This window comes from Myxococcus dinghuensis (genome assembly GCF_024198235.1).
Taxonomy (GTDB): Bacteria; Myxococcota; Myxococcia; order Myxococcales; family Myxococcaceae; genus Myxococcus; species Myxococcus dinghuensis.
In genome coordinates, this window is record NZ_JAKCFB010000019.1 from 155,497 (window position 1) to 178,732 (window position 23,236).

The following is a 23,236-nucleotide window of genomic DNA, read 5'->3' on the forward strand; positions in this document are numbered from 1 at the left end:
TTCCTGCCGGAAGCGCGTACGGGAAATCCCCTGGGGGGCCGTCGTCGCTTCGTCACCCCGTATCGGGAGGGCCCTTGCGTTCCACGCTCGTCATCGCCGTCGTCGTCCTGTTCACGGGGTGCGCCCGCCCTTCGGCGCGGCTGCCCGCCGGGAGGGGGCAGACGGAGGCGCTCTCCCCGGACGCGGGGCAGTTGCTCAGCGCCACGCCGGAGCACTTCTCGGAGGTCTGCCGGCGGGACCTGGAGCGGGCGCGGGAGGCGGTGACGCGGCTGACGCGGCCCGCCGCCGCGCTGCCCACGGTGGAGGCGTTGACGCTGTACGACGACGCCATCGCGTTGCTGGATGACGCGGTGGGCCGCTCGGGCACCGGGGCCAGCGTGCACCCGGACGCGGGCTTCCGCGCGGCGGCGGAGGAGTGCGAGCTGGAGGCGGAGCGCGCGCGCACGGACTTCTCGCTGGACCGCCGCGTCTACGACGCGCTGGCGGCGCTGCCGCTGGAGGGCCAGGACGCGGCCACGCGGCACTGGGTGGAGCGGGTGCTGCGCGGGTTCCGCCGCGCGGGCGTGAACCGGGACGAGGCGACGCGGGAGCGGGTGCGCGCGCTCCAGGAGCGCCTCATCCTGCTGGGGCAGGAGTTCAGCCGGCACATCATCGAGGACGTGCGCCAGTTGGAGGTCGCCCCGGACGCGCTGGAGGGGCTGCCGGACGACTACGTGCGCGCCCATCCGCCTGGACCGGACGGCCTGGTGCGCGTGGGCACGAACACCGCGGACTACGGGCCCTTCATGACGTACGCCAGGGACACGCGCACGCGCGAGGCGCTGTGGCGGCTGTCGCGCCGCCGGGGCCACCCGAGCAACGTGGACACGCTGACGCACATGCTGGAGACGCGGCACGAGCTGGCCTCCGTCCTGGGCTACCCCAGTTGGGCGGCCTACGCCGCCGAGGACAAGATGGTGCGCAGCCAGGCGGCGGCCTCGGCCTTCATCGAGAAGCTGGCCTCGACGGTGTCCGGGCGCATGCGCGACGAGTACGCGGCGCTGCTGGAGCGCAAGCGGCGCGACGAGCCGGGCGCCGAGCGCGTGGAGCCGTGGGAGCAGTCGTGGCTGGAGGACCGGGTGCGCGCGGAGCGCTTCCAGCTCGACTCGCGCGCGCTGCGCCCCTACTTCGAATACACGCGCGTGAAGCACGGCGTGCTGGACATCACCGCGCGGCTGTTCGGGCTCACCTACCGCCGCGTGCGGGACGTGCCCGTCTGGCACCCGGACGTGGAGGTCTACGACGTCTACGAGGGGGACGTGCTGCGCGGGCGCTTCTACCTGGACATGCACCCGCGCCCCAACAAGTACACCCACGCGGCGCAGTGGGACCTCGCGGTGGGCCGCGCCGGCCGCTCCCTGCCGGAGGCCGTGCTGACGTGCAACTTCCCCCGGCCCGGCGCGAGGCCCGCGCTGCTGCAGCACTCGGAGGTCCGCACCTTCTTCCACGAGTTCGGCCACCTGCTGCACCACCTGCTCGGCGGTCGCACGCGCTGGGCGGGCGTGTCCGGCTCGCGCACGGAGGTGGACTTCATCGAGGCGCCCGCCCAGTTGATGGAGGAGTGGGCCTGGCGCGCGGAGTCGCTCCAGCGCTTCGCGCGCCACATCGACACCGGGGCGGTGCTGCCCGCGGACACCATCGTCCGGATGCGCCGCGCGGACGCCTTCGGCAAGGCCCTGTGGGTGCGCCAGCAGCTCTTCTACGCCGCCGTCAGCCTCCAGCTCCACGACGGCACCGCGCCGGAGGGGCCTCAGACGGCCTCGCGCGTGCGCGCGCTCCAGGAGCGCTTCCTGCCCTTCCGGGCCGTGGACGACACGTACGTCCACCTCTCCTTCACCCAGCTCGACGGCGACTACTCGGCGCTCTACTACACGTACCTCTGGTCGCTCGTCATCGCGAAGGACCTGTTCACGCCCTTCCAGGCCCACGGCGTCATGGACACCTCCACGGCGCGCCGCTACCGCGACACGGTGCTGGCCCCCGGCGGCTCGCGCGACGCCGCGGATCTGGTCCACGACTTCCTCCAGCGCGACTACGCCTTCGACGCCTATACCCGCTGGGTGGAGGGGCGCTGAGCGGGCCGCCCGCCCTGTAAATGGAAGGGGCCCCGCGATGTGAATCGCGAGGCCCCAGATGTTGTGAATCCGTCAAACCGGCTCCGCGACGTTCACGCGGAGTGCTTGACTCAGTGCAACGCGGGGACGCTCGGAGCGGCCTCGGGCTGCAGGGTGATGCCCTGCGTCTCCGGATCCAGCCGGACCTGCACGGGCACGCCCTGGAAGCGGTACTGGGCCAGGGAGCCCGCCGCGTCGTCGAGGAGGCGCTGGTAACGCTCCTCCAGCTCCACCGCGATGAGCAGCATCGTCTCGCCGGCATCCGCGACGCCCGGGCGGTACACCTGGCACCGCTGGAACCGCGCCCAGCGACCGTTCTCCATCTTCACCAGCTCGCCGTCGTAAGCCATGCGCAGCTCCTCTGCAGCAAATCGAACACGCTCAATGTAGGGACGAATTAACTTCATGTCATCCCCCCTCTTGAAAATTCGTCAATCTCCAGTGATTCCAGTGAGTTGAGAGGCTCTCTCGGCGCGTGGGACGGGTGGGTCCGGCGTGAATGCTCAAAAATGTAAATTTGCCAGTCGGTCAACCGCGTTAACGGGGGCCGGGGAGGCCCGGGCGACCCCGGGGGACAGGGGCGAGGTGGGTGCTCCGGGGACGGGGCGGGCGCGGGGCTGGGTGGTGGCGTCCGCCAATGGCGTCCCCTAGATTGATCAGGATGAAGTTGCCAGGGCTGTTCCGCCGAGAGCGGACCACCATCGCCACCGCCGACGCGCAGGACCACGCGGAGAAGCTCCTCGCGGAGTCGCTGCGCCTGCTCGGCCAGGTGTGCACGAAGGTCGCGGACGCCATCGAGTCCCAGCGACTGTCGCGGCAGGGCTATCCGCACAACACGTACCTGCGGCGCGCGGACAAGGAGAACGAGCCGGAGGCGGAGAAGAAGCCGTCCTGAGCCGCTCCGCCCAGGCGCCCGCGCTCGGCCGCCCCGGCCGTATCGACGGGGAGGTTGGCTGTTGAAAAGTGGCGCGCCCCCTTCCGCAATGGCGCAGCCGTTCCCATCTTCCGGCCCATAGAATTCCGCGGTCCGAGACGCCGCAGCTCCCCTTCAGAGGCCCTGCCATGTCCCACATCCTGGTCGTCGATGACGACGCGAGTCACCGCACGCTCATCTGCGATGCCCTCGAGGAGATGGGCTACCGCACCGTGCAGGCCGCCAACGGCCGCGAGGCGCTGGACCACCTGGAAGGCGACATGCCCGCCGCGGTGCTGCTGGACCTGCGCATGCCCATCATGAGCGGCTGGGGCCTGCTGGACGCGCTCAAGCGGATTCCGCGCGCGCGGGGCCTGCCCATCATCATCATCTCCGGCTACGGCTTCGAGTGGGAGGCGGAGCTGGTGGGCGCCGCCGGCTACATCTCCAAGCCGGTGGACCTGGACAAGGTGCGGCTGACGGTGCAGCAGATCGTCGGCCCGCCGGAGATGGCGCTCGTCCACTGAGCGTCCCACCATCCGACGGAGTGAGGATTGTCCCGGAAGTCCGGCTCGGGTGAGATGGCGCCCCTTCATGACGCCCTCCCCTTCCGATGAACTGGCCGTCGACGCACGCGGGCTCGTCAAGCGCTTCGGTGGCTTCACCGCCCTCAACGGGCTGGACCTGCGAATCCCCCGGGGCGCGTTCTACGCGTACCTGGGCCCCAACGGCGCCGGCAAGTCCACCAGCATCGCGCTGCTGACGGGCGTGTACGGCCCGGACGCGGGCTCCATCCGCATGCTGGGCGTGGACGCGGTGGCGCGCCCCATGGAGGTGAAGCGGCGCGTGGGCGTGGTGCCGGAGGAGCTGAGCCTCTTCGAGCGGCTCACCGGGCGCCAGTACCTCACCTTCTGCGCGCGCATGTACGGGCTGGACGGCGACGAAGCGGCGGCGCGCACCACGGAGCTGCTGGAGCTGACGGAGCTCACCTACAAGGCCGGCGCGCTCGTGGCGGAGTACTCCAAGGGCATGCGGCGGCGGCTGGCCATCGCCGCGGCGTTGATCCACGCGCCGGAGCTGGTGCTGCTGGACGAGCCCTTCGAGGGCATCGACGTGCTGGCGGCGGGCGTCATCCGCGAGCTCCTGCGGGAGCTGAGCCGGCGCGGGGTGACGCTGCTGCTCACCACGCACGTGCTGGAGATCGCCGAGCGGCTGGCCACGCACGCGGGCATCATCCAGGGTGGGCGGATGCTGGACCAGGGGACGGTGTCGTCGCTGCTGGAGCGCTACGACCGGCCTTCGCTGGAGTCGGTGTTCGAGAAGCTCATCGCCGTGCCGGCCTCGCGCAACGCGCGCCTGTCCTTCTACGGGGAGGCGCCCGCGCCGGTCGTCCCGCTGCGGGAGTCGGCATGAACCGCCCCGCCGTGCCGGGCTTCTTCCGCCACCTGTGGCTGCTGTGGGGGCTGCGCTTCGACATCGGCCTGAACCGGGGCCCGGGCAAGAGCCGCCTGCTCGCGGTGGGCGCGTTCCTCGCGTCGAGCGCGCCGGGCGCCCTCTTCGGCCTGTTCTTCTACTCGCTGATGCGAATCGGCCCCATCGCGCGCAGCGACGTGTGGCCGTACTTCATCCTCAACCTGCTGTGCTTCGTCACCTTCTCCGTCTGGGTGACGTGGCCGCTGTTGTCGGCGGGCGTGGACGACCACTCCGAGCTGAGCCGCTACGCGGCCTTCCCCATCTCCCCGTTCCGGCTGCTCATCGCATCCACGGTGGCCAGCCTCTTCGAGCCTCGCGCGCTCGTGTTCTACGCGCCGCTCACCGGCGCCGCGCTGGGGTTCGCCTCCGTCAATCCGCTGTGGTCGCCGTGGATCGCCGTGGTGCTGTACGTGATGTTCGCCCTCCTGTGCGCGGCGTGGAGCCGGGTGGCGCTCTATGCGGTCATCAACGTGCTCCGGGAGAAGCACAGCGCCGAAATCATGGGCGGAGGGCTCGTGCTGTTCCTCGTCGCCGCGTCGTTCATCCCGCCCATCGACACCTCGTGGCTGACGGCGGTGGGCGAGGCGGGCGTGGACGCGCTGGACATGACGCTCATCATCAACGCCGCGGTGGCCCTGGGGCGCGTGCCGCCGGGCTTCTTCGGTGACGGCCTGGGGCAGTTGGCGTGGTTCCGCCCGCGCGTGGCCATGGCGGAGGCGGTGGGGCTGGGGTTCTTCGCGGCCATGGGCATGGCGGTGGCCTACGCGCTGCTCATGCGCTTCCACCGGCAGGCGGGCCGGGCCGGCCCGCAGATGAAGGACTCCGGGGACCGCAACCCGTTCGCCCGCACGCGCACGCGCTTCGCCACCCTGGTGACGCGCGAGGCGCTGGACCTGTGGCGCAACCCGCGCGCGAGGCTGCTCGCGTCCGTGCCGTTCATCCTGGCCATCCTCCTGAAGCTGCTGTCCGGCCGGGACCTCTTCGTGTTCCTGCTGGGCCGGTCCGCGGACGCGTGGCTGATGGGCGGCCTGTGCATCTACGGCGCGGTGGTCATCGCGTCGACGTTCTCCCAGAACACGTTCGCCTATGACGGCCAGGGCTTCGCCGCGTTCCTGGCGGCGCCGCTCGACCTGGGGGACGTGCTGCGCGCGAAGAACCAGGTGCAGGCGCTCGGCGCCGTCGGCATGGCGGTGCTGGTGGCCCTCTTCTACCGGGTGTACTTCGGCTTCGGGACCGCGGTGGACGTGGCGTGCGCCCTGGCCTCCGTGCTGGGCGTGGTGCCCATGCTCCTGGCGGCGGGCAACTTCCTGTCGCTCTACTTCCCGGTGAAGTTCCACGCGAGCCTCAAGCGGCGGGACAAGGTGCCGCTGACGGCGTCGATGCTGGGAATCCTCGCGGCGAGCGCGGGCTGCATGCCCTTCGGCTGGGCGCTGCGGCTGGCCGGGAAGGAGGGGCCCACGTGGACGACGGCCGCGCTCATCGGTGGGGCCGCGGTCCTCAACCTCGTCCTCTACCGGCTCGTGCTGCCCCTGGCGCTGCGGCTGTTGGAGCAGCGCAAGGAAGTGGTGCTCAAGGCGGTGACGCGCGAGTAGCACGCGTGAAGGCCGCGGCCCCTCGACGACTGGGACCGCGGCCCGGTGCGAAAGCGGAGGGGCTCAGTACGTCACGCCGTGCTTGAGGGCCTGGGCCTTGACGCCCTTCATCACGTTGGCGTCGAAGGCGTCCTCCTTCTCCGTGCCGTTCTTCGACAGCCACGCCTCACGCTCGCCGGCGAGCTTCGCGGCCTTGGCCTCCAGCGCCTTCTTCTCGTCCGACAGTTGCTTCACCTTCTCCACGCGCGCCTCCTTGCTCAGGCCCTGGAGTTCGGTGGGCAGCTCGTCGTCACGGACCCCGGCGAGCGCGCTGGGAGACTCGAGCAGGTCCACCGCGCCGCCCACGGCCTTGGGCGCGCTGCTGGGGGCGGCCGCGCCGGCGCCGGCGGTGCTGCCCCGCGTCTTCTTCATGTAGCTGATGCGCTCGGCGGCGGCCTCGGGCGCCAGGCTGGCCACGGCATCCGCCCGGGCGCGGTTCTCCGCCTGGGCCTCCGCGCGGCCGGCGTACAGCGTGCGAGACGCCAGCGCCGCGTTCACCTTCGCCAGCTCCGCGTCGTAGGGCGTGGCCACCGCCACCATGCCTCCTCGCTGGTCGATGGTGTCGAAGGTGCCGTCCGTGAGCTTGGCCACGAACTGCCACGCCTTCGCCGTCTCGTCGTCCCCGCCGCAGCGCACCGTGTTCACCACGATGTGCTGCTCGCGCGCCCGGCGCGCCCAGTGCTTGAAGTTCCAGTCGTCGTTGCGCTCGGCCGGGGGCGCGTCGCCCACCAGGAAGATGGCCTTCATCACCGCGCGGTCCTTGCTCCACGACAGCTTGGACACGGCCTCTCCCAGGCCCCGCCCCACGTGCTCGGGGGTGTCACCACCACCGCCGGCCTCGAAGCGGCGCAGGTTCGCGAACACGGTGTCCAGGTCGTCGGTCAGGTCGAAGCGCCTGGTCACGTAGTCGTCGCCCACGTCCCGGTAGGCCACCAGCCCCACCTTCAGGTGCGGCGTGGGTCGCCCCTGGGCGATGCGCGAGGCGATGGAGAAGATCTTCTGCTTCGCCCCCGCGAGCAGGCCCCCCATCGAGCCCGTGGTGTCGAGCACGAAGACCACCTCGATTTCAGGGCGGGCCGCCTGCGCCTGGCCGTCCTGCGTGGGCGCGGGCTTCTTCTGGGCCGCGGGCAGGCTCCGCGCGGCGGGGGCGGTCGCCGCGACGGGGGCGGGCGACTCCGCCAACGCGGGAGCCGAGCACAGGGTGGTGGCGAGCGCGGCCGACACGACGGCCCGCGACAGGGACGAGAGGTCCATGACGTTCTCCGGGAAGAGGGTGCTGCGAGGACTGAGGAAGGGGTGGCGCGCGCTCGTTCGGATGAACGAACCCGGTGGCGAAAAGGTCTAAGGCCTCACCTGGCCTCCTGGAATGAGCGCCCGAGGTGGGTGTTGGTCGGGCATTCCGTCCCCCTACCCCACCCACGGGGCACCGGCCGAACCCCCGGGTGTTCCACCCCGTACGCCCACACCCGCGGCGTCTTGCCCGGGTCGTCGAGGTGGACCCATGCTGAGCCCCTCCAGGAGATTCCGAACATGACCCACGCCCTCCGCCGAAGCCTCTTCCTCCTCGGCTGCCTGCTCGCGGCCGCTGGCTGCAGCGACTCGCCGTACTACCGGGTCGAGGTCACCACGCCGGACACCATCACCCTGCTGCCGGGCGAGTCCTCCACGTTCGACATCACCGTCGCGCGCGTGGGAGAGGTCCCTGGTCAGGTCACCCTCTCGCTGGAGAACGCCCCGGAGGGCGTCACGCTGACACCGGAGGTCGTGCTGCCCTCGGGACAGGACAGCGTGACGGTGCCGGTGACGCTCTCGGCGGACGCGAACGTCCCGTTCCGGGGCATGGAGGACCTGCTGCTGCTCGCCCGGGACACCGGCAAGGAGTACGCCTCCGGGTACACCCTCTTCGCCGTCGTCCACGACCCGCCCACCGCGCAGCCGGACTTCTCCATCTCCGTGGAGCCGCGCCAGGTCGACGTCTACGCCGGCGGCGAGGGCGCCACCGTCGTCACGGTGACGCGCGCGGAGGGCTTCGCCGGACCGCTGACGTTCTCCATCGAGTCGCCCACCAAGCGCATCACCGCGGAGCCCGTGACGATGCTCGCGGACCGGACCACCCGGCAGTTCCTCATCAACACCGACCGGAGCGCCACGCGCCTGCCCGCCGCCGTCCGCGTCATCGCCACGACCGAGGACGGGCGGACGGCCACGACGGGGCTCACCGTCAACGTGCGCTGACGCGACAGCGCCTGGAACGCGCGAGGGCCGGGAGCGGAGCCACGTGGCTCCACCTCCGGCCCTCTTCGCGTCGCGAGGCGCGTCAGCGCGCGCTCACGCCATGTCGAACAGCAGCGCCTCCACCGGCGTCTCCGCGGTGAGGACCACCTTGTCCTCGGCGGAGACCGCCACGCCGTCACCCGCCTTCACCGGCACCCCGTTCAGCGTGCCGGAGCCCCTCGCCACCTGCACCCATGCGTGCCGCCCCGGCGCGAGCACATGCTCCGCGGACTCGCCCTTGCCCAGCAGCGTGCCGTGCAGCAGCAGGTCCTGGTGCACCGTCAGCGAACCGTCCCGCCCGTCCGGCGACGCCACCACCCGGAAGCGGCCCTGCCGCTCCTGCTCCGCGAACGCCTTCTGCTCGTAGCCCGGCTGCAGCCCCTGCTTGTTCGGCAGGATCCAGATCTGCAGCATGTGCAGCGGCTCGCTGAAGTTGTTCATCTCGCTGTGCACCACGCCCGTCCCCGCGCTCATGCGCTGCACATCACCCGGCTTGATGACCGCCTGGGTGCCCATGCTGTCGCGGTGCTCCACCTTGCCGCCCAGCACGTAGGTGATGATTTCCATGTCCCGGTGCGGGTGCATCCCGAAGCCCCGGTTGGGCGCCACGGTGTCCTCGTTGATGACGCGCAGCGTGCGGAACCCCATGAAGTCCGGGTCGTAGTAGTCCGCGAACGAGAACGTGTGATGGGTGTCCAACCAACCGTGGTTGGCATGGCCTCTTTCCGCTGCATTCCGAACGTAGATCATCGCCTGCCTCCCTTTCCTTCCGATTTGCAACTCAGATGCATCATCCCCGCCCCGCGTTGCGGGGCGAGCCAGGAGCCCGCCGGTGGCGAGCCCCGTGGCGCCGACGACCAGCCCGCCCGTCACGGACCTGCGACTGAGCGGGCCTGAGGGCGCCAGCTTCCTCACGCCGCCTTCTCCGCGGCGGCGGCCACCGCCTGGACATCGATGGAGATATCCACGCGGTCACCCACGAGCAGCCCACCGGCCTCCAGCGCCTGGTTCCACGTGAGCCCGAACTCCTTGCGGTCGATGTGCGTGCTCGCCTGGAAGGCCAGGCGGTCGTTGCCCCACGGGTCCTTCAGCTTCCCGAGCAGCTCCGCCTCCAGCACCACCTCGCGCGTCACGTCGCGGACCGTCAGGTCGCCCACCACGCGGTAGCGCCCCTTGCCCTCGTCCTGCACGCGCTTGCTGCGGAAGATGAGCTTGGGGAAGGCCGCCACGTCGAAGAAGTCCGGCGAGCGCAGGTGGTTGTCACGCTGCTCCACGCCCGTGTCGATGCTTCCCGCCTCGATCTTCACCTCCACCGAACCCTGCGCGAGGTCGTCTCCGTTCACCACCACCTTGCCCTCGAACTTCGTGAACCGGCCGTGCACCTTCGCCACCACCATGTGGCGGACCATGAAGCCCACCGTCGAGTGCGTCGTGTCCAGGTTCCAGGTCTTGAGGCTCATGTTCGTCTCTCCTGTGGTTACCGCGTCTGGCCACCCATAGAGCAACCGCCGGGCCACAACCCAAGCCATTGAATTCACTCGAAATACCCCTTCGCACCGCCCGATATCATTTCAAAATGAGAGTCTCACCCACTCATCTGGAGAGGCTCTGGAGCGCGGGGGGCGCGGGGGGACTGGCGGGGAGGCGCGTGGGTGGCGGCACGGAGCGGTCAGACGGTGCGTTCCGGTGTCGTCGGGGGCTACCTTGAGAAACGCCATGACCATCTCCCCCACACGCCGACAAGCCGCCCTGGACGCGCTCGCGCTCGACGACGAGGCCCTGCTCAAGACGTGCGAGGTGGACTACTTCATCGCCTCCGGTCCTGGCGGGCAGCACCGCAACACCACCGCCAGCGGTGTACGGCTCACGCACGCCGCGACGGAGCTGTCCGTCACCGCCACCGAGCGCCGCAGCCAGGTGCAGAACAAGGGCGCCGCGCTGGAGCGACTCCGCGAGGGGCTGCGCGTGCTGACGTTCGTTCCCAAGGTACGCCGGGCCACCCGCCCCACCGCCGGCTCCAAGCGCCGACGCCTCGAGGGCAAGCGCCGCACGTCGGAGAAGAAGTCCCAGCGCGGCGGCAAGGGAGACTGGTGAGTCGCGCCTCGCGCGGCTGAGGAGCGCCGCCGCTACGCAAGCCCTTGCGGACTTGCAAAGTTTGCGTGGCACCTCGCCTGGGAGTCATCCGGAGAGAGCGGGGGATTCCGCGTTGGAGCCTGGGATTCCGGCCTCGGCGTGAAGGGCACATGGCGTGCAGAGAGCGGTCGCGCTGACCCGTTCTCCGCCCCCCCTCCAGCCGGAGCCCTTCATGACTCCTCGGCCGCCCTCTTCTTCGATTCGTCGCACCTTGCTCGCGGTGGCGCTGCTGGCCGCACTCCCCGCCTCGGCGACGGACCTCGTCACCTTCAGTCGCGGCTCACTCATCATCCCGGAGCAGGCGACGTTCCAGCAGGGATGTGGCTCGCTCTCCGCCTATGGATTGGTGTGGCGACTGCTCCAGGCGAACCAACCCGGCGGGATGAACGCCGACCGGCCGGTGACGGTGTACCTGGCCATCAACGACGTGAAGGAGTCCCCCAACCGGTGCGTGCCCACCAACCGGCACACGCCGCCGGCGCCCACGACCGACACGAAGTGGAACGACGGGTGTGACTTCACCATCACCAACACCGCGGAGCAGCCGGTCGTCCCGGTCAACTTCGGCACGGCGTTCCCCACGACGGGCGTCTATCCCTACGGGACCATCGAGAACTTCTCCACGACCTCCACGGTGGCGCGCCCGTACTTCACCTCCACCACGCTGACCAACACCGTCACCAACCCGCGCTTCTCCACGGTGCGCTACATGGGTGGCGCGTTCATCATCGACGCGGCGGACGCCAAGCGCGCCATCGACTTCATCCGCTCCGGCTCGGGCGACCTGTCCCCGGAGAAGTTCCGCACCTCGTGCACCTGCACCACGTTCAGGAACGGCAGCGGCTGCCACTACGTGCGCATGCACCAGTCGACCATCGAGTTCACCGCCCCCATCGCCCGCCGCATCAACAGCACCCCGCCGAAGATCGCCCTGCTCGACCTGTCCGACGGCTTCAACAGCGACGGCGACCCGCTGGTGAAGGGCGGAATGCTCGACGCCTACCTGGACAACGCGGGCCTCGACTTCGCGGGCGCGGGCGGCTGCCCGGAGGGCACCACGTCCGGCTGCACGCTCAACAACAAGAAGCCCGGCCTCATCTACGACGCGCTCCACGCCAACGCGGACCTCGTCTCCACCGCCACGTTCCCCAAGGGCCTGCTCAACGCGGTGGACGCCTCCACGGGCAAGCCCCGCTACAAGGTGTTCTGGGCGCCGCACTGGGAGATCGGCAACATCTCCCGCAGGGAGTACGTGCCCAACGGCGACGGCTCCACGACCCAGCGCGAGAACGTGCTGAACAACGTGGAGTACTTCACCAACCAGCGCGGCAACGGCCTGTTCGCCGAGTGCGCGAGCATCTGGTCGTACGAGACGACGGTCCGGCCCAACAACACCCCGGTGCTCACCTCGCGCTTCCAGGGCGATGGCAACTTCACCAAGAACTCGCTCAGCGGCGGCAGCACCTGGGACGGGCGCAACTGCACCGACCCGGACTACCTGGCCCAGTCCACGTCCAACCGCGGCCAGTGCGTCCTGTACCCCAACCCGGGAGACCCCTTCTCCCAGATGGGTGACTTCCGCTTCAACAACACCGTCGGCCACACGGAGAACTACCGCGCCACCTACAAGACGGGCGTGCGACGGCTGGCGGTGAGCTGGTTCGGCTACGCCAGCGGGGAGCGCTTCGACAACACGACCGACGTGGCGAAGAACGCCCGCCGTGGCCACGACTTCTTCACCTTCAACCAGAAGGACAACGACCCGAAGAAGGCGACCATCGTCTACCTCGCGGGCCATGACTTCAAGTCGAGCGTCCCCGGCACGCGCATCGTGCTCAACACGCTGCTCAACCTGGGCTCGGAGCCCGTGGGCAGCGAGCGCGCCATCTCCGCGCCGGTGGCCTTCGACGACACCAACGGCAGCGACGCCAACGGCTCGCGCGCCCTGGTGCTCGCGGCCACCTACGACGCCGTGTCCGGCTACCCGCCCGGCGTGGACACCTACGTGCCCACCCAGGGCTCGCAGTGGGTGTTCCCCTACTTCCCCGGCCACCTGCGCGCGCACTCGCTCATCGGCGGCTCCTCGCTGGGCACCGGCGAGAGCGCGCTGGACGCGGCCACGCTCTGGGACGCGGACGCGGCCCTGCCCGCCCCGGGCGAGCGCAACGTCTTCACGTACTTCGGCGGCGAGGTGAAGGAGAACCCTTCGCTCGGGGCCGGGCTGAGCGCGCCGCGCAACGTGCTCCAGGTGGGCTGGAAGCCGCAGAACGTGGCCGGCACCGCCATCAACAACAGCTACGGCGGCGGGCCCAACTCCGGCTGCGTGGACGTGCTGAAGCTGGGCAAGGTCACCGACCCCGACGGCACCAACCGCTTCGACTTCGTCACCACCGCCGCGGGCGACGGCGTGTGCGACCTGCAGCAGGCGGTCCAGTTCTCCACGCAGCTGGCGGGCACGGACTTCGGGGTGAGCATGCAGGCCGTGAACAAGGCGGCGCTCGCGGCGGACTTCAACGCGGTGGCGCAGATGCTCCAGCGCGTGCGCGGCTTCTGCTTCGCCACGTCCACCGGCGCCGACGGCAGCGGCACGCCCGTCCTCACGCCCGCCGACAACCAGTGCAACAACCCGGACGCGGACAACCGCGCGCACCTGGGCGGCTTCGTGCACTCGTCGCCCGCGGTGGTGAAGGCCAGCCCCTACATCCCCGACCGCGGCGCGCCCCGTCCCACGGTCGCCTACGCGGCGGGCCTGGATGGCCAGTTGCACGCCTTCTACGTGTCGGGCGGCGCGCGGTACGACGGCCCGGCGGAGACGCTGGCCTACCCCAACACCAGCGCCGAGTCCGCCTTCGTCACGGACTGGGCGGCGCGCTTCCGCAACAGCACCACGCCGGCGGCCGGCACGGAGCTGTGGAGCTTCCTGCCCGCCACGCAGCTGCCGTGGCTGCGCAGCAACAACGCCCGCGTCAACAGCGCGCCGGTGGTGCTGGACGTGTTCGCGGACTTCGTGGGCAGCGGCAAGCGTGAGTGGCACACCGTGCTGCTCGCCAACGTGGGGCAGACGGGGCGGGACCTGTTCGCCCTGGACGTCACGAACCCGCTGCGCCCGGTGCTGCTGTGGCACCTGGTGGGGAGCCACGCCCAGACGGGCACCTTCCCGCCGCACGCCCCCGTGGCGCTGGCGAACCGGAGCACCGGCGGCACGCAGTGGGCCGCGAAGTGGCGCGAGGCGGACGCCCACTTCGTCATGGCGCCCGCGACGGACCCGGGGCGCGACGCGACCGGCCTCTACGACTACAAGGACCTGGGCGGCACGCGCGGCCTGTCCGTGGGCATCGTGCGACAGGGCCTGGAGCCCACGTACACCGTCTTCGTCGCCTCCAGCAGCTCCGGCGCCACCGGCACGCCCGCCAAGGGCATCCAGGTCTTCGCGCTCGACGTGGCCACCGGCCAGAAGCTGTGGCAGTGGCAGCAGGCCTATACCCAGGCCTGGGTGGACAACACCACGCCCACCGCGCCCACCGTGCTGACGGACACCGGCGGCGCCGCGCGGGTGTACGTGGGCGACATGGAGGGCCGGCTGTGGGAGCTGGACGGCGCCACGGGACAGAACGTCAACGTGGTGAAGCTCGGCCCCGCGTGCTCACCGACCTCGCCGTGCAAGTACGCGGCGCTCGACACCGGCTCCACCGCCACCCAGCCCCAACCCATCACCACCAACGTGGCGCTGGCGCGCCTGCCGCAGACCATCACCACCGGCACCGCGCTCAAGGACTACGCGGGCGAGCTGGTGGCCATGGTGGGCACCGGCGGCGCCAACTGGGTGCCCGCCACGTCACCGGGCCAGCTCCACCTGGCGCTGCTCGAGCGCCAGCGGCGCCTGCCCCTGGGCGTGGACGGCACGAAGCTCAACGGCTCGCCCATCACCGCCTCCGCGGCGAACACGCTGGCCGAGGACCAGGGCGTCCTCCAGGAGCCCACGCCCTTCCCGCTGACGTTCGCCGCGCCCCGGCACCTGTACGGCACCATCAGCGTCGCGGGGCGCACCGCGTACTTCAGCACCGCCAACGGCCCCGTCAACGACCTGATGGCGCTCGACGGCCTCACCGCGGGCGCCACCTACGCGCTGGACCTGGGCAACACCGCCACGTCGGCGGGCAGCGCGGCCACGCCCCTGCCCGGCCTGGCGCTGGCCAACTACGGCGGCGTGGCCGTGTACCACCGCGACAACGGGGGCGCGTCCACCGACTACGTGGTGGGCCTGGAGGTGAGCCGCATCACCAACACCCGCATCGAGAACACGTCGGGCAAGGGCCCCTCCAGCCCGGACGACACCCTGCGGGTCAACGGCCAGGGCGGCCTGCTCTTCCGGCTGCTCAACTGGAGCCAGAGGTTCTTCGAATGAACGCGCCCCCGCGGAGCCGTCTCCCTCGCGGCGCCACGCTGGTCGAGGTGCTCGTGTCCATGGTCATCCTCGCGCTGGCCGCCGCCGGCGCGGTGGCCGGCATGGTGTTCGCCTCGCGCGACGTGCACGACGGCCAGTTGCTCCAGGTCAAGCGCCTGCTGCTCGAGGCGAGCACGCAGCGGCTGTGGCTGGCCGGCAAGGCCCCGCTCCTGGCCGAGGCCGTGGTCCGCCCCAACACCTTCCCCACGGACCTGGCGCCGGGCACCGCGCCCTGGCGCGTGGACCCCAGCCCCGCGGTGGGCGGGGACATCGGCTCCGGGGCCTACTTCAAGCTGTCCGCGTCCGGCCAGGTGGAGCCCCTCACCGGCATCTCCGCCGGCACCGCGTGCAACGCCCCGACGCTGCCGGAGGGCACGTATTGCCGCGAGGTGCTGGTCACCGTGGGGCTGCCCCGCGACGTGCCCACGGCCGCCAGCGCGCTCCTCCCCGCGGGCGCCCGGCCGATGACGGTCTGGATGCGCGTCGTCCGCAAGGGCGACAACGCGGCCCGCGCCCAGTCCCACAGCGAGGTGTTCGTCCAATGAGCACGCCCCGAGGCATGACGCTGCTGGAGACGATGATCGCCCTGGCCATCACCTCCGTCATCATCGCCGCCGCCGCCACGCTGATGCTGGCGGGCAGCCGGTTCATCCACAACACGGAGCACTCGGCCGACAGCCACGACGCCTCGCGGATGGCGGGCGAGGCGCTGATGAACGCCGTGCGCCAGGCCGGCGCGGGCGCGCCCGGGGGCCTCTGGGTCCGCCTGGGCGGCACGCCCGTGCGCATCAACACGGTGTTCGGGCGCGACGGCACCACCGGCACGGGCACCGCCGGCAACGTCGCCACCGCCGACGGTTCGGACGACCTGTGGCTGGTGCTGCCGGACCGCAACTACCTGGGAGAGCCGTGCGTCGCGCAGGGCGCCGCCGCGTCCGTGGTGAGCCCCGGCACGGGCGCGCTCCAGGTCAACTGCACGCAGGGCCTGAGGGCGGGCGGGCTGCACATGGCCAGCAACATGACGACCGGCGCGCTGCTCAGCAACGTCGTCCTCACGCCGGCGGGCCCCACCGCCCCCGGGCAGGTGTCGTACGACGAGGCGTCGACGAGCGGCTACTCCAACGCCCCGGAGAAGGGCGGCTTCCAGACCGGGGACCTGGTGTATCCGGTGCGGCTGGTGCACTTCTTCATCGGGCCGCACCCGAGGACGGGGCGCCCGTCGCTGATGCGCGCGGAGGGCCGGCTCCTCGCCGACACGTTGAGCCGCCCCTTCTCCGACGTGACGACCACGCCCGCCCAGGTGGTGCAGGAGAACGTGGAGGACTTCCAGGTGGCCTTCGGCTTCGACACGTCCGGGACGGAGAACCCGGCCGCGTACACCTGGCAGCACGGCCTGGGGTCCACCTTCCAGACGGGCCTGCGCACGGTGCGCATCACCGTGGTGGCCACCGGCCGCACGCCCCGGCGCGACTCGCGCAGCGCCACCGTGCTGTCCGACGACAAGCCCGTCACCGCGGAGAACCACGTGCCCACCCGCACCACCGCGGACGGGCTCTACCGCAGCCTCTACACCCGCCGCGTGGAGCTGCCGAACCTGGCGGCCGCCAGCCTGTGAGTCCCGCGATGCGCACCCCTCCCCTCCGTCACCCCCGAGGCGCCACGCTGCTCGTCGTCGTGCTGCTCGTCACCATCCTGCTGACGCTCGTGGGCAGCCTGATGATGTACGCGGGCGGCGAGCGCGTGCGCGCCGTGGCCGCCGGCCGCGCCAGCCAGCGCCAGAGCTGCGCGGAGAGCGGCCTGCAACTGGCGCGCAGCTTCTACGGCCGCAACTACGCGAACTGGAACACGTACCTGTCCACGCCCGGCACCTATGACCCGGTGCGCTCCTCCTTCAACCCCACCCCCGCCGACCCCACCTCCCCCGCGCTCCAGGCGGCGCGGCCGGAGCTCTTCGCGGACGTGGACGGAGACGGGAAGCTGGATGTCTTCCTCTACATCCGCGACAACGAGGACGAGTTCCTGCCCCTGGCCCCCAACTGGCGTCGCGACAACGACCAGGTGACGGTGGTGGGCGCGGTGTGCATCTCCCAGACGCTGCGCCCGCGCCGCTCGGACGGCAGCCAGGACCCCACCACGCTCGCGCTGGAGGGGCTGCTCAGCTACAACGGGGGCGGCGACCGCAACTGCGCCCAGGGCACCTCGGGCGACGGCTCGGCCAACTGCAACTGAGAGCCCCTCGGGACACACGTCCCGCGCCCCGGCGCGCGGGCCGGCGTCCTCCGGGGGCTCGCTCGACGAGGAGGACCCCGGAATGCCCACGCTCGAAGACGCCATCGCCCTGGCGGTGCAGGCCCACCGCGGGCAGCGCGACAAGGCGGGCCAACCCTACGTGCTGCACCCGCTGCGGCTGATGCTGCGGCTGGAGACGGAGGAGGAGCGCACCGTCGCCGTGCTGCACGACGTGGTGGAGGACACGCCCTGGACGCTGGAGAAGCTGCGCGAGGCCGGCTACGCGGAGCCGGTGCTGCGCGCGCTCGACAACCTCACCCGGCGCAAGGACGAGACGTACGAGGCCTTCATCGAGCGGCTGCGCCCGGACGCGCTGGCGCGCCGGGTGAAGCTGGCGGACCTGGAGGACAACATGGACGTGCGCCGGCTGGTGGCGGTGACGGCCAGGGACACGGAGCGGCTGGCCCGCTACCGCGCGGCCTGGACGCGCCTGCGCGAACCCTGAAGACACGACGGCCCGGAGCGACACACGGGACGCTCCGGGCCGCGGTGCGCGCGCCCCCGCCGAGGAAAGCGGGAGCGCGCCTCTCTTCCGGGGCTACGCCTTCGCGAGCTGGCGCAGCACGAACTGCAGGATGCCGCCGTGGCGGTAGTAGTCGAGCTCGTTGGGCGTGTCGATGCGGCACACCGCCGTGAACTCCTTGGTGCCGTTCTCGCCCGTGGCCTTCACGGTGAGCTTCTTCATCGGCGCCAGGTCCTGCGCGATGCCGGTGATGTCGAACTTCTCGTGGCCGGTGAGGCCCAGCGACTGCGCGTCCTGGCCCGCCTCGAACTGCAGCGGCAGCACGCCCATGCCCACCAGGTTGGAGCGGTGGATGCGCTCGAAGCTCTTGGCGATGACCGCCTTGACGCCCAGCAGCTGCGTGCCCTTCGCCGCCCAGTCGCGGCTGGAGCCCGTGCCGTACTCGGCGCCGGCCAGCACCACCAGCGGCGTGCCGTCCGCCTGGTACTTCATGGACGCGTCGTAGATGCTCATCCGCTCGCGCGTGGGGATGTGGACGGTGACGCCACCCTCCACGCCCGGCACCAGCAGGTTCTTCAGGCGGATGTTGGCGAAGGTGCCGCGCACCATCACCTCGTGGTTGCCGCGGCGCGCGCCGTAGGAGTTGAAGTCCTTGGGCTCCACGCCCTCCGCCATGAGGTACTTGGCGGCCGGGCTCGTCTTGGCGATGTTGCCCGCGGGCGAGATGTGGTCCGTCGTCACGGAGTCACCCAGCAGCGCCAGCACCTGCGCGCCCTGGATGTCCTTCGTGGCCTTGGGCTCCTTCGGCAGGTTCTCGAAGAAGGGCGGCTTGCGCACGTAGGTGGACTTGGCGTCCCACTGGAACGTGGAGCCCTTGCCCACGGGCAGCTGCTGCCAGAGCGCGTCGCCCTCCATGGCGTTGGCGTACTGGCGGCGGAACTGCTCCGGCTTCACGGAGGAGCGGATGACCTCCTTGATCTCCTCGTTGGTGGGCCAGATGTCCTTGAGGAACACGGGGCGGCCGTTCGGGTCGGTGCCCAGCGGCTGCGTGTCCAGGTCCAGCCCCACCTCGCCGGCCAGCGCGTAGGCCACCACCAGCGGCGGGCTGGCCAGGTAGTTCATGCGCACGTGCGGGTTGATGCGGCCCTCGAAGTTGCGGTTGCCGGACAGCACCGCCGCGACGACGAGGTCGCCCTCGACGACGGCGTTGGCCACGGGCTCCGTCAGCGGACCGGAGTTGCCGATGCAGGTGGTGCAGCCGTAGCCCACGATGTGGAAGCCCACGGCCTCCAGGTAGGGCAGCAGGCCCGCGTCACGCAGGTACTCGGAGACGACGCGGCTGCCGGGGGCCAGGCTCGTCTTCACCCACGGCTTGGGGTTGAGGCCGCGCTCCACGGCCTTCTTCGCCAGGATGCCCGCGCCCACCAGCACCGCCGGGTTGGAGGTGTTGGTGCAGGAGGTGATGGACGCGATGACGACCGCGCCGTGGCCGAGCTGGTAGCTCTCCCGGCCGTTCTTCACCGTCACCGTCTGGGCCAGCCGCTCCGGGGGCACCTCGGCCGCCGGGGCCTTGGCCTTGCCGCCGCCCTCGTCGTCCTCGCCCTTGCTCTTGCCGGCCGCCAGCATCTCCACCAGCGACTTCTCGTAGCCGGACTTCATGTCCTTCAGCGGGACGCGGTCCTGCGGGCGCTTGGGGCCCGCGAGGCTGGGCACCACCGTGGCCAGGTCCAGCTCCAGCGTGTCGCTGAAGAGGGGGTCCTCGGCGCCATCCTTGCGCCACAGGCCCTGCTCCTTGGCGTACGCCTCCGTGAGGGCCACCGCCTCGTCCGGGCGGCCGGTGAAGCGCAGGTAGTTGAGGCTCTCCTCGTCGACGGGGAAGAAGCCGATGGTCGCGCCGTACTCGGGCGCCATGTTGGCGATGGTGGCACGGTCCGGCAGGGACAGGCCCTTGAGGCCGCTGCCGTAGAACTCCACGAACTTGCCGACGACGCCCTTCTTCCGGAGCATCTGCGTGACGGTGAGCACCAGGTCCGTCGCGGTGGCGCCGGCGGGGAGCTGGCCGGTGAGCTTGAAGCCCACGACCTGGGGAATCAGCATGGTGATCGGCTGGCCGAGCAGCGCGGCCTCCGCCTCGATGCCGCCCACGCCCCAGCCCACCACGCCCAGGCCGTTGATCATCGTGGTGTGGCTGTCGGTGCCCACCAGCGTGTCCGGGTAGACGGAGGTACCCTGGCGGAACGTCACCTGCGCCAGGTACTCCAGGTTGACCTGGTGGCAGATGCCGATGTCCGGCGGCACGACGCCGAAGCCCTTGAACGCGCTCTGGCCCCAGCGCAGGAAGGCATAGCGCTCGCGGTTGCGCTCGAACTCCAGCTCCGCGTTCTCCTTGAAGGCCGCGGTGGTGGCGAAGGAGTCGATCTGCACTGAGTGGTCGATGACCAGGTCGGCCGGGTTGCGCGGGTTGATCTTCGCCGCGTCACCGCCCATGGCGGCCAGCGCCTCGCGCATCGCGGCCAGGTCCACCACCGCGGGCACGCCCGTGAAGTCCTGGAGCAGCACGCGGGCCGGGTGGAACGAAATCTCGACGTCCGGGGTGGCCTTCGGGTCCCAGGCCAGCATCTTCTCCACGTGCTCGCGCTTGACGACCCGGCCGTCCTCGTTCCGCAGCAGGTTCTCGAGCAGCACCTTCAAGGAGAAGGGGAGGCGCCCCACCGAGGGGTGAGCCTTGGCGAGCTTGCTCAGGCTGAAGAAGTCATAGGTGGCCGAGCCCACCTGGAGCTTGGACTTCGTGCCGAAACTGTCGGTCATGTGCGGTGCCCTTCCATGCGCAGGATGTGGGGACTTCTAGGCTCGCCTTTGACGCGTTGCAAAGGGTTCCTGCACCGCCATCCGGGGCTGGACGGTTGAGCCAGCAAGGGTCCAGCGCCGCTCATCGCAACCATGCGTCCGGCTGGGGGAATCCAGCCGGTGACGGCCCCATGTCACCCAGGCGATACGTGCTGTCTCAAAGCCATTTGCGACAGGCGTACAGGAGCCGCTCCACCCACCGGTGCCAGAAGGGGCGGCGGCGGAACTGCGCCAGGCTCACCTCCCGGCAGTCACCGCAGTCCGTCAGGAAGGAGTCCTCCAACTGCCGCCCCAACCGGGGGTCGGCGAAGACCGCGTTCACCTCGTGGTTGAAGGCGAGGCTGAGGCGCTCCAGGTTGAACGAGCCGATGGTGCCCCAGGCGCCGTCGACGACGGCCGTCTTCGCGTGGAGCACGCCCCGCTGCCATTCGAAGATGCGCACCCCGGCCTCGAGCAGCTTCTCGTAGAAGGCCCGGGTGCCGAACTCCAGGAGGGGGTGGTCGCTGCGGGCGTTGAGCAGCAGGCGGACCTCCACGCCGCGCCGGGCCGCGTCGCGCAGGGCGGCCACCATGCGCCGGTCCGGGACGAAGTACGCGGCGGCGATGAGCACGCTGCGCCGGGCGCGGTGGATGGCGTGGAGGTAGGCCCGGTGGATGCCACGGCGGCTGGAGAGCACCGCCAGGCCCACCGCCCCCCGCCGGATGGGCGTCAGGCGGCGGGCCTCCCGGCGCAGGCCGGTGGCCCAGCGGTGGATGCGGTCCTGGAACATCATCCGCCACGTGGCCCCGAAGCGCCGCTCCAGGGCGAGCACGGCGGGGCCCTCGATGCGCAGCACGTCGTCCCGCCACGCGCCGCCCTCCGGCGCCCAGTGCGCGGCGATGTTCACCCCGCCGGTGAAGGCCACCTCGCCGTCGACGACGAGGATCTTCCGGTGGTCGCGCCGCAGCAGGTGGCGCCAGCCGCGCGACAGGTTGAAGGGCTTGAAGGGGCGCACGTCCACGCCGCGCCCCCGCAGCGCGTCGAAGTACGCGCGCCGGCTCGTCCAGGAGCCCACCGCGTCGTAGAGCACCTTCACGTGGACGCCGCGCTCGGCCGCCTCGGCGAGCGCCTCGCCGAACAGCGTCCCCACCGCGTCGGTGAGGAACATGTACGTCTCCAGCCGGATGTAGCGCCGGGCGCGGCGGATGGCGTCCAGCATGGCCGGATACGCCTCCACGCCGTCGCGCAGCAACTGGCACGCGTTGCCCCGCGTCAGGGCGTGGCCGCGCGGCAGGTAGTACCGGGCCAGGAGCAGCCCGGAGACGCCCGGACTCCAGACGCGGGCCTGGCTCGGGAGGAGCCCTGGCGCACACTCCGGCCGGGGGGGTTCCTCGCTGGATACGGCCACCCTCTCGCTCGACAGCTCCAGGTCGCGCATGGCGTCCCAACGGTGAGGACGCCCCCGCGAGCCGGCAACCCGAGGCGCCGCCCGGCTGGCCGCACGGGCGGGCACACCGTCCGTCACCGGACGGTGCAAGCCCCCGGGATTGCGGAGGAGGAGGCTACAACCCGTATTCGGAGCGCTTGTTCTCCGCGCGCGTGGCGCAGGGCTGGTCGAACTCCGGGAAGTACTGCTTCACGTGGTCCAGGGTGGCGGAGGCGCCCTTGTAGTTGCCCTGGTTGTAGTAGCCCTCGACCTCCAGCAGCAGCTTGGCGCAGGTGCGGTCCAGCTCCTGCTGCGCCGCCTTCATGCGCTCCTGGGCCTCGTAGTAGAGGTCCGGCTTGGGCTCGGGGTGGGCCTCCAGCATCAGCCACGCCTCGCGGAAGGACTTCCACGCCTCGTAGCGGTTGCGCGCGCCGATGTCCGGCGTGTCGTGGTTCTTGCGGCCACGCTTGTAGGACTCGTTGGCCTGGCGCAGCAGCTCCTCGGGCAGCAGGTCCGGCAGCAGCGCGCGCTCCACCCACACGTTCCAGATCTTCCAGGTGTCCTCGCCCGGGGGGTTCTTGGCGTTGTCGAAGACGATGCGGTTGGGCACGCCCTTCTTGAGCTGCTGCGACGGAATCATCAGCTCCAGCGAGCGGTCCTGGCTGGCCAGCGTGTCCGGGGGCACCTTGCCCACGTCCACGCCGTTGACGCTGACCACCACCTCGTCCTTGGAGATGTACTGGGCCTGGTAGTGGAGGATGACCACCGCGCGGGTGGCCGCGGTGTACTCCCACTCGAAGATCTTCATGTCCGGCCGGCTCCACGTCACGTCCTGCCCCAGGCCGAACGAGTCGCGGATGGGCTGCTGGCTCAGGACGGAGGGCTCCTCGCCCACGGGGCGGTTGGCGTCCGGGTCGTTGAGCACCAGCCAGTACAGGAGGCCGAAGAGGGACAGCGCCAGGGCGACACCGCCGCCGATGATGCCGCTGCGGACGGCGTTGCTGGCGTCCGCCCAGAACAGCTTGGCGCTGGCCACCATGCCGGGGGACTCGCGGCGGATGCGGGCGCGCTCGGCGGCGGACAGGGCGCTGCTGGCGTTGCCGCCGGCCGCGGGCCGCGCGCGCGCCGGGGCGCTGGAGCCCGCGGCGGGACGACGGGCGGGCGGAGCGGACGACGCGCGCTCGATGGCGGCGGGCTCCTGGGCGGCGGGG

The 23,236-nt window shown here is 71.1% G+C and carries 19 protein-coding genes; 12 read left to right on the forward strand and 7 right to left on the reverse strand.

Features of this window, described 5'->3' with window-relative positions; all coding sequences use genetic code 11:
- Positions 1-74 precede the first annotated feature (74 nt).
- Positions 75-2,114 (forward strand): M3 family metallopeptidase, encoded by a 2,040-nt coding sequence (locus tag LZ198_RS24405; protein WP_407667460.1) that lies wholly within the window; start codon positions 75-77, stop codon positions 2,112-2,114.
- A gap of 110 nt (positions 2,115-2,224) precedes the next feature.
- Here the strand turns inward: LZ198_RS24405 and LZ198_RS24410 are convergent, their stop codons facing one another.
- Entirely contained in the window at positions 2,225-2,503 is a 279-nt protein-coding gene (locus LZ198_RS24410; RefSeq protein ID WP_253974432.1) for a hypothetical protein, read from the reverse strand.
- 311 nt (positions 2,504-2,814) lie between these two features.
- Between LZ198_RS24410 and LZ198_RS24415 the strand changes: the two genes are divergently transcribed.
- The 4 genes from LZ198_RS24415 (at position 2,815) to LZ198_RS24430 (ending at position 6,131) form a co-directional block, all read left to right on the forward strand.
- Complete coding sequence (locus LZ198_RS24415) at positions 2,815-3,048, forward strand: hypothetical protein (RefSeq protein ID WP_253974433.1); 234 nt, start codon at positions 2,815-2,817, stop codon at positions 3,046-3,048.
- 167 nt (positions 3,049-3,215) lie between these two features.
- A complete protein-coding gene (locus LZ198_RS24420; protein WP_253974434.1) occupies positions 3,216-3,593 on the forward strand; it encodes a response regulator in 378 nt (125 codons plus the stop codon).
- A 67-nt stretch (positions 3,594-3,660) separates the two neighbouring features.
- The gene (locus LZ198_RS24425; protein ID WP_253974435.1) at positions 3,661-4,479 is read left to right on the forward strand and encodes an ABC transporter ATP-binding protein; all 819 of its coding nucleotides are present in this window, start codon (positions 3,661-3,663) and stop codon (positions 4,477-4,479) included.
- Positions 4,476-6,131 (forward strand): hypothetical protein, encoded by a 1,656-nt coding sequence (locus LZ198_RS24430; RefSeq protein WP_253974436.1) that lies wholly within the window; start codon positions 4,476-4,478, stop codon positions 6,129-6,131. Before LZ198_RS24425 ends, LZ198_RS24430 begins: the two co-directional genes overlap by 4 nt.
- 63 nt (positions 6,132-6,194) lie before the next feature.
- Here LZ198_RS24430 and LZ198_RS24435 read toward each other — a convergent pair whose 3' ends face one another.
- Positions 6,195-7,424 (reverse strand): vWA domain-containing protein, encoded by a 1,230-nt coding sequence (locus tag LZ198_RS24435; protein ID WP_253974437.1) that lies wholly within the window; start codon positions 7,422-7,424, stop codon positions 6,195-6,197.
- A gap of 276 nt (positions 7,425-7,700) precedes the next feature.
- Here LZ198_RS24435 and LZ198_RS24440 point away from each other — a divergent pair, with 276 nt between their 5' ends.
- Positions 7,701-8,405, forward strand: coding sequence for a COG1470 family protein (locus LZ198_RS24440; RefSeq protein WP_253974438.1), 705 nt, complete (start codon positions 7,701-7,703; stop codon positions 8,403-8,405).
- A 93-nt stretch (positions 8,406-8,498) separates the two neighbouring features.
- Here LZ198_RS24440 and LZ198_RS24445 read toward each other — a convergent pair whose 3' ends face one another.
- Positions 8,499-9,194 carry a pirin family protein gene (locus tag LZ198_RS24445; RefSeq protein ID WP_253974439.1) on the reverse strand — a complete coding sequence of 232 codons (696 nt, stop codon included), beginning with the start codon at positions 9,192-9,194 and terminating at the stop codon, positions 8,499-8,501.
- A 161-nt stretch (positions 9,195-9,355) separates the two neighbouring features.
- Complete coding sequence (locus tag LZ198_RS24450) at positions 9,356-9,904, reverse strand: YceI family protein (RefSeq protein WP_253974440.1); 549 nt, start codon at positions 9,902-9,904, stop codon at positions 9,356-9,358.
- 256 nt (positions 9,905-10,160) lie between these two features.
- Here LZ198_RS24450 and LZ198_RS24455 point away from each other — a divergent pair, with 256 nt between their 5' ends.
- The 6 genes from LZ198_RS24455 to LZ198_RS24480 all read left to right on the forward strand — a co-directional run bounded on the left by LZ198_RS24455 (position 10,161) and on the right by LZ198_RS24480 (position 17,755).
- A complete protein-coding gene (locus LZ198_RS24455) occupies positions 10,161-10,538 on the forward strand; it encodes a peptide chain release factor-like protein (RefSeq protein WP_253974441.1) in 378 nt (125 codons plus the stop codon).
- Positions 10,539-10,749: 211 nt separating this feature from the next.
- Positions 10,750-14,982 carry a pilus assembly protein gene (locus LZ198_RS24460; RefSeq protein ID WP_253974442.1) on the forward strand — a complete coding sequence of 1,411 codons (4,233 nt, stop codon included), beginning with the start codon at positions 10,750-10,752 and terminating at the stop codon, positions 14,980-14,982.
- Positions 14,979-15,566, forward strand: a complete 588-nt coding sequence (locus LZ198_RS24465; protein WP_253974443.1) for a type IV pilus modification PilV family protein — start codon at positions 14,979-14,981, stop codon at positions 15,564-15,566. Before LZ198_RS24460 ends, LZ198_RS24465 begins: the two co-directional genes overlap by 4 nt.
- Positions 15,563-16,636, forward strand: coding sequence for a PilW family protein (locus tag LZ198_RS24470; RefSeq protein ID WP_253974444.1), 1,074 nt, complete (start codon positions 15,563-15,565; stop codon positions 16,634-16,636). Before LZ198_RS24465 ends, LZ198_RS24470 begins: the two co-directional genes overlap by 4 nt.
- Before the next feature lie 8 nt (positions 16,637-16,644).
- The gene (locus tag LZ198_RS24475) at positions 16,645-17,250 is read left to right on the forward strand and encodes a hypothetical protein (protein ID WP_253974445.1); all 606 of its coding nucleotides are present in this window, start codon (positions 16,645-16,647) and stop codon (positions 17,248-17,250) included.
- Between the two features lie 82 nt (positions 17,251-17,332).
- Complete coding sequence (locus tag LZ198_RS24480) at positions 17,333-17,755, forward strand: GTP pyrophosphokinase (RefSeq protein ID WP_253974446.1); 423 nt, start codon at positions 17,333-17,335, stop codon at positions 17,753-17,755.
- A 93-nt stretch (positions 17,756-17,848) separates the two neighbouring features.
- Here the strand turns inward: LZ198_RS24480 and acnA are convergent, their stop codons facing one another.
- From acnA to LZ198_RS24495, 3 genes are all read right to left on the reverse strand, one after another.
- Positions 17,849-20,581 (reverse strand): aconitate hydratase AcnA, encoded by a 2,733-nt coding sequence (gene acnA / locus LZ198_RS24485; protein WP_253974447.1) that lies wholly within the window; start codon positions 20,579-20,581, stop codon positions 17,849-17,851.
- A 196-nt stretch (positions 20,582-20,777) separates the two neighbouring features.
- Positions 20,778-22,037 carry a phospholipase D-like domain-containing protein gene (locus LZ198_RS24490; RefSeq protein WP_253974448.1) on the reverse strand — a complete coding sequence of 420 codons (1,260 nt, stop codon included), beginning with the start codon at positions 22,035-22,037 and terminating at the stop codon, positions 20,778-20,780.
- A 124-nt stretch (positions 22,038-22,161) separates the two neighbouring features.
- On the reverse strand, positions 22,162-23,236 hold a 1,075-nt coding region (locus LZ198_RS24495), incomplete at its 5' end, for a hypothetical protein (protein ID WP_253974449.1).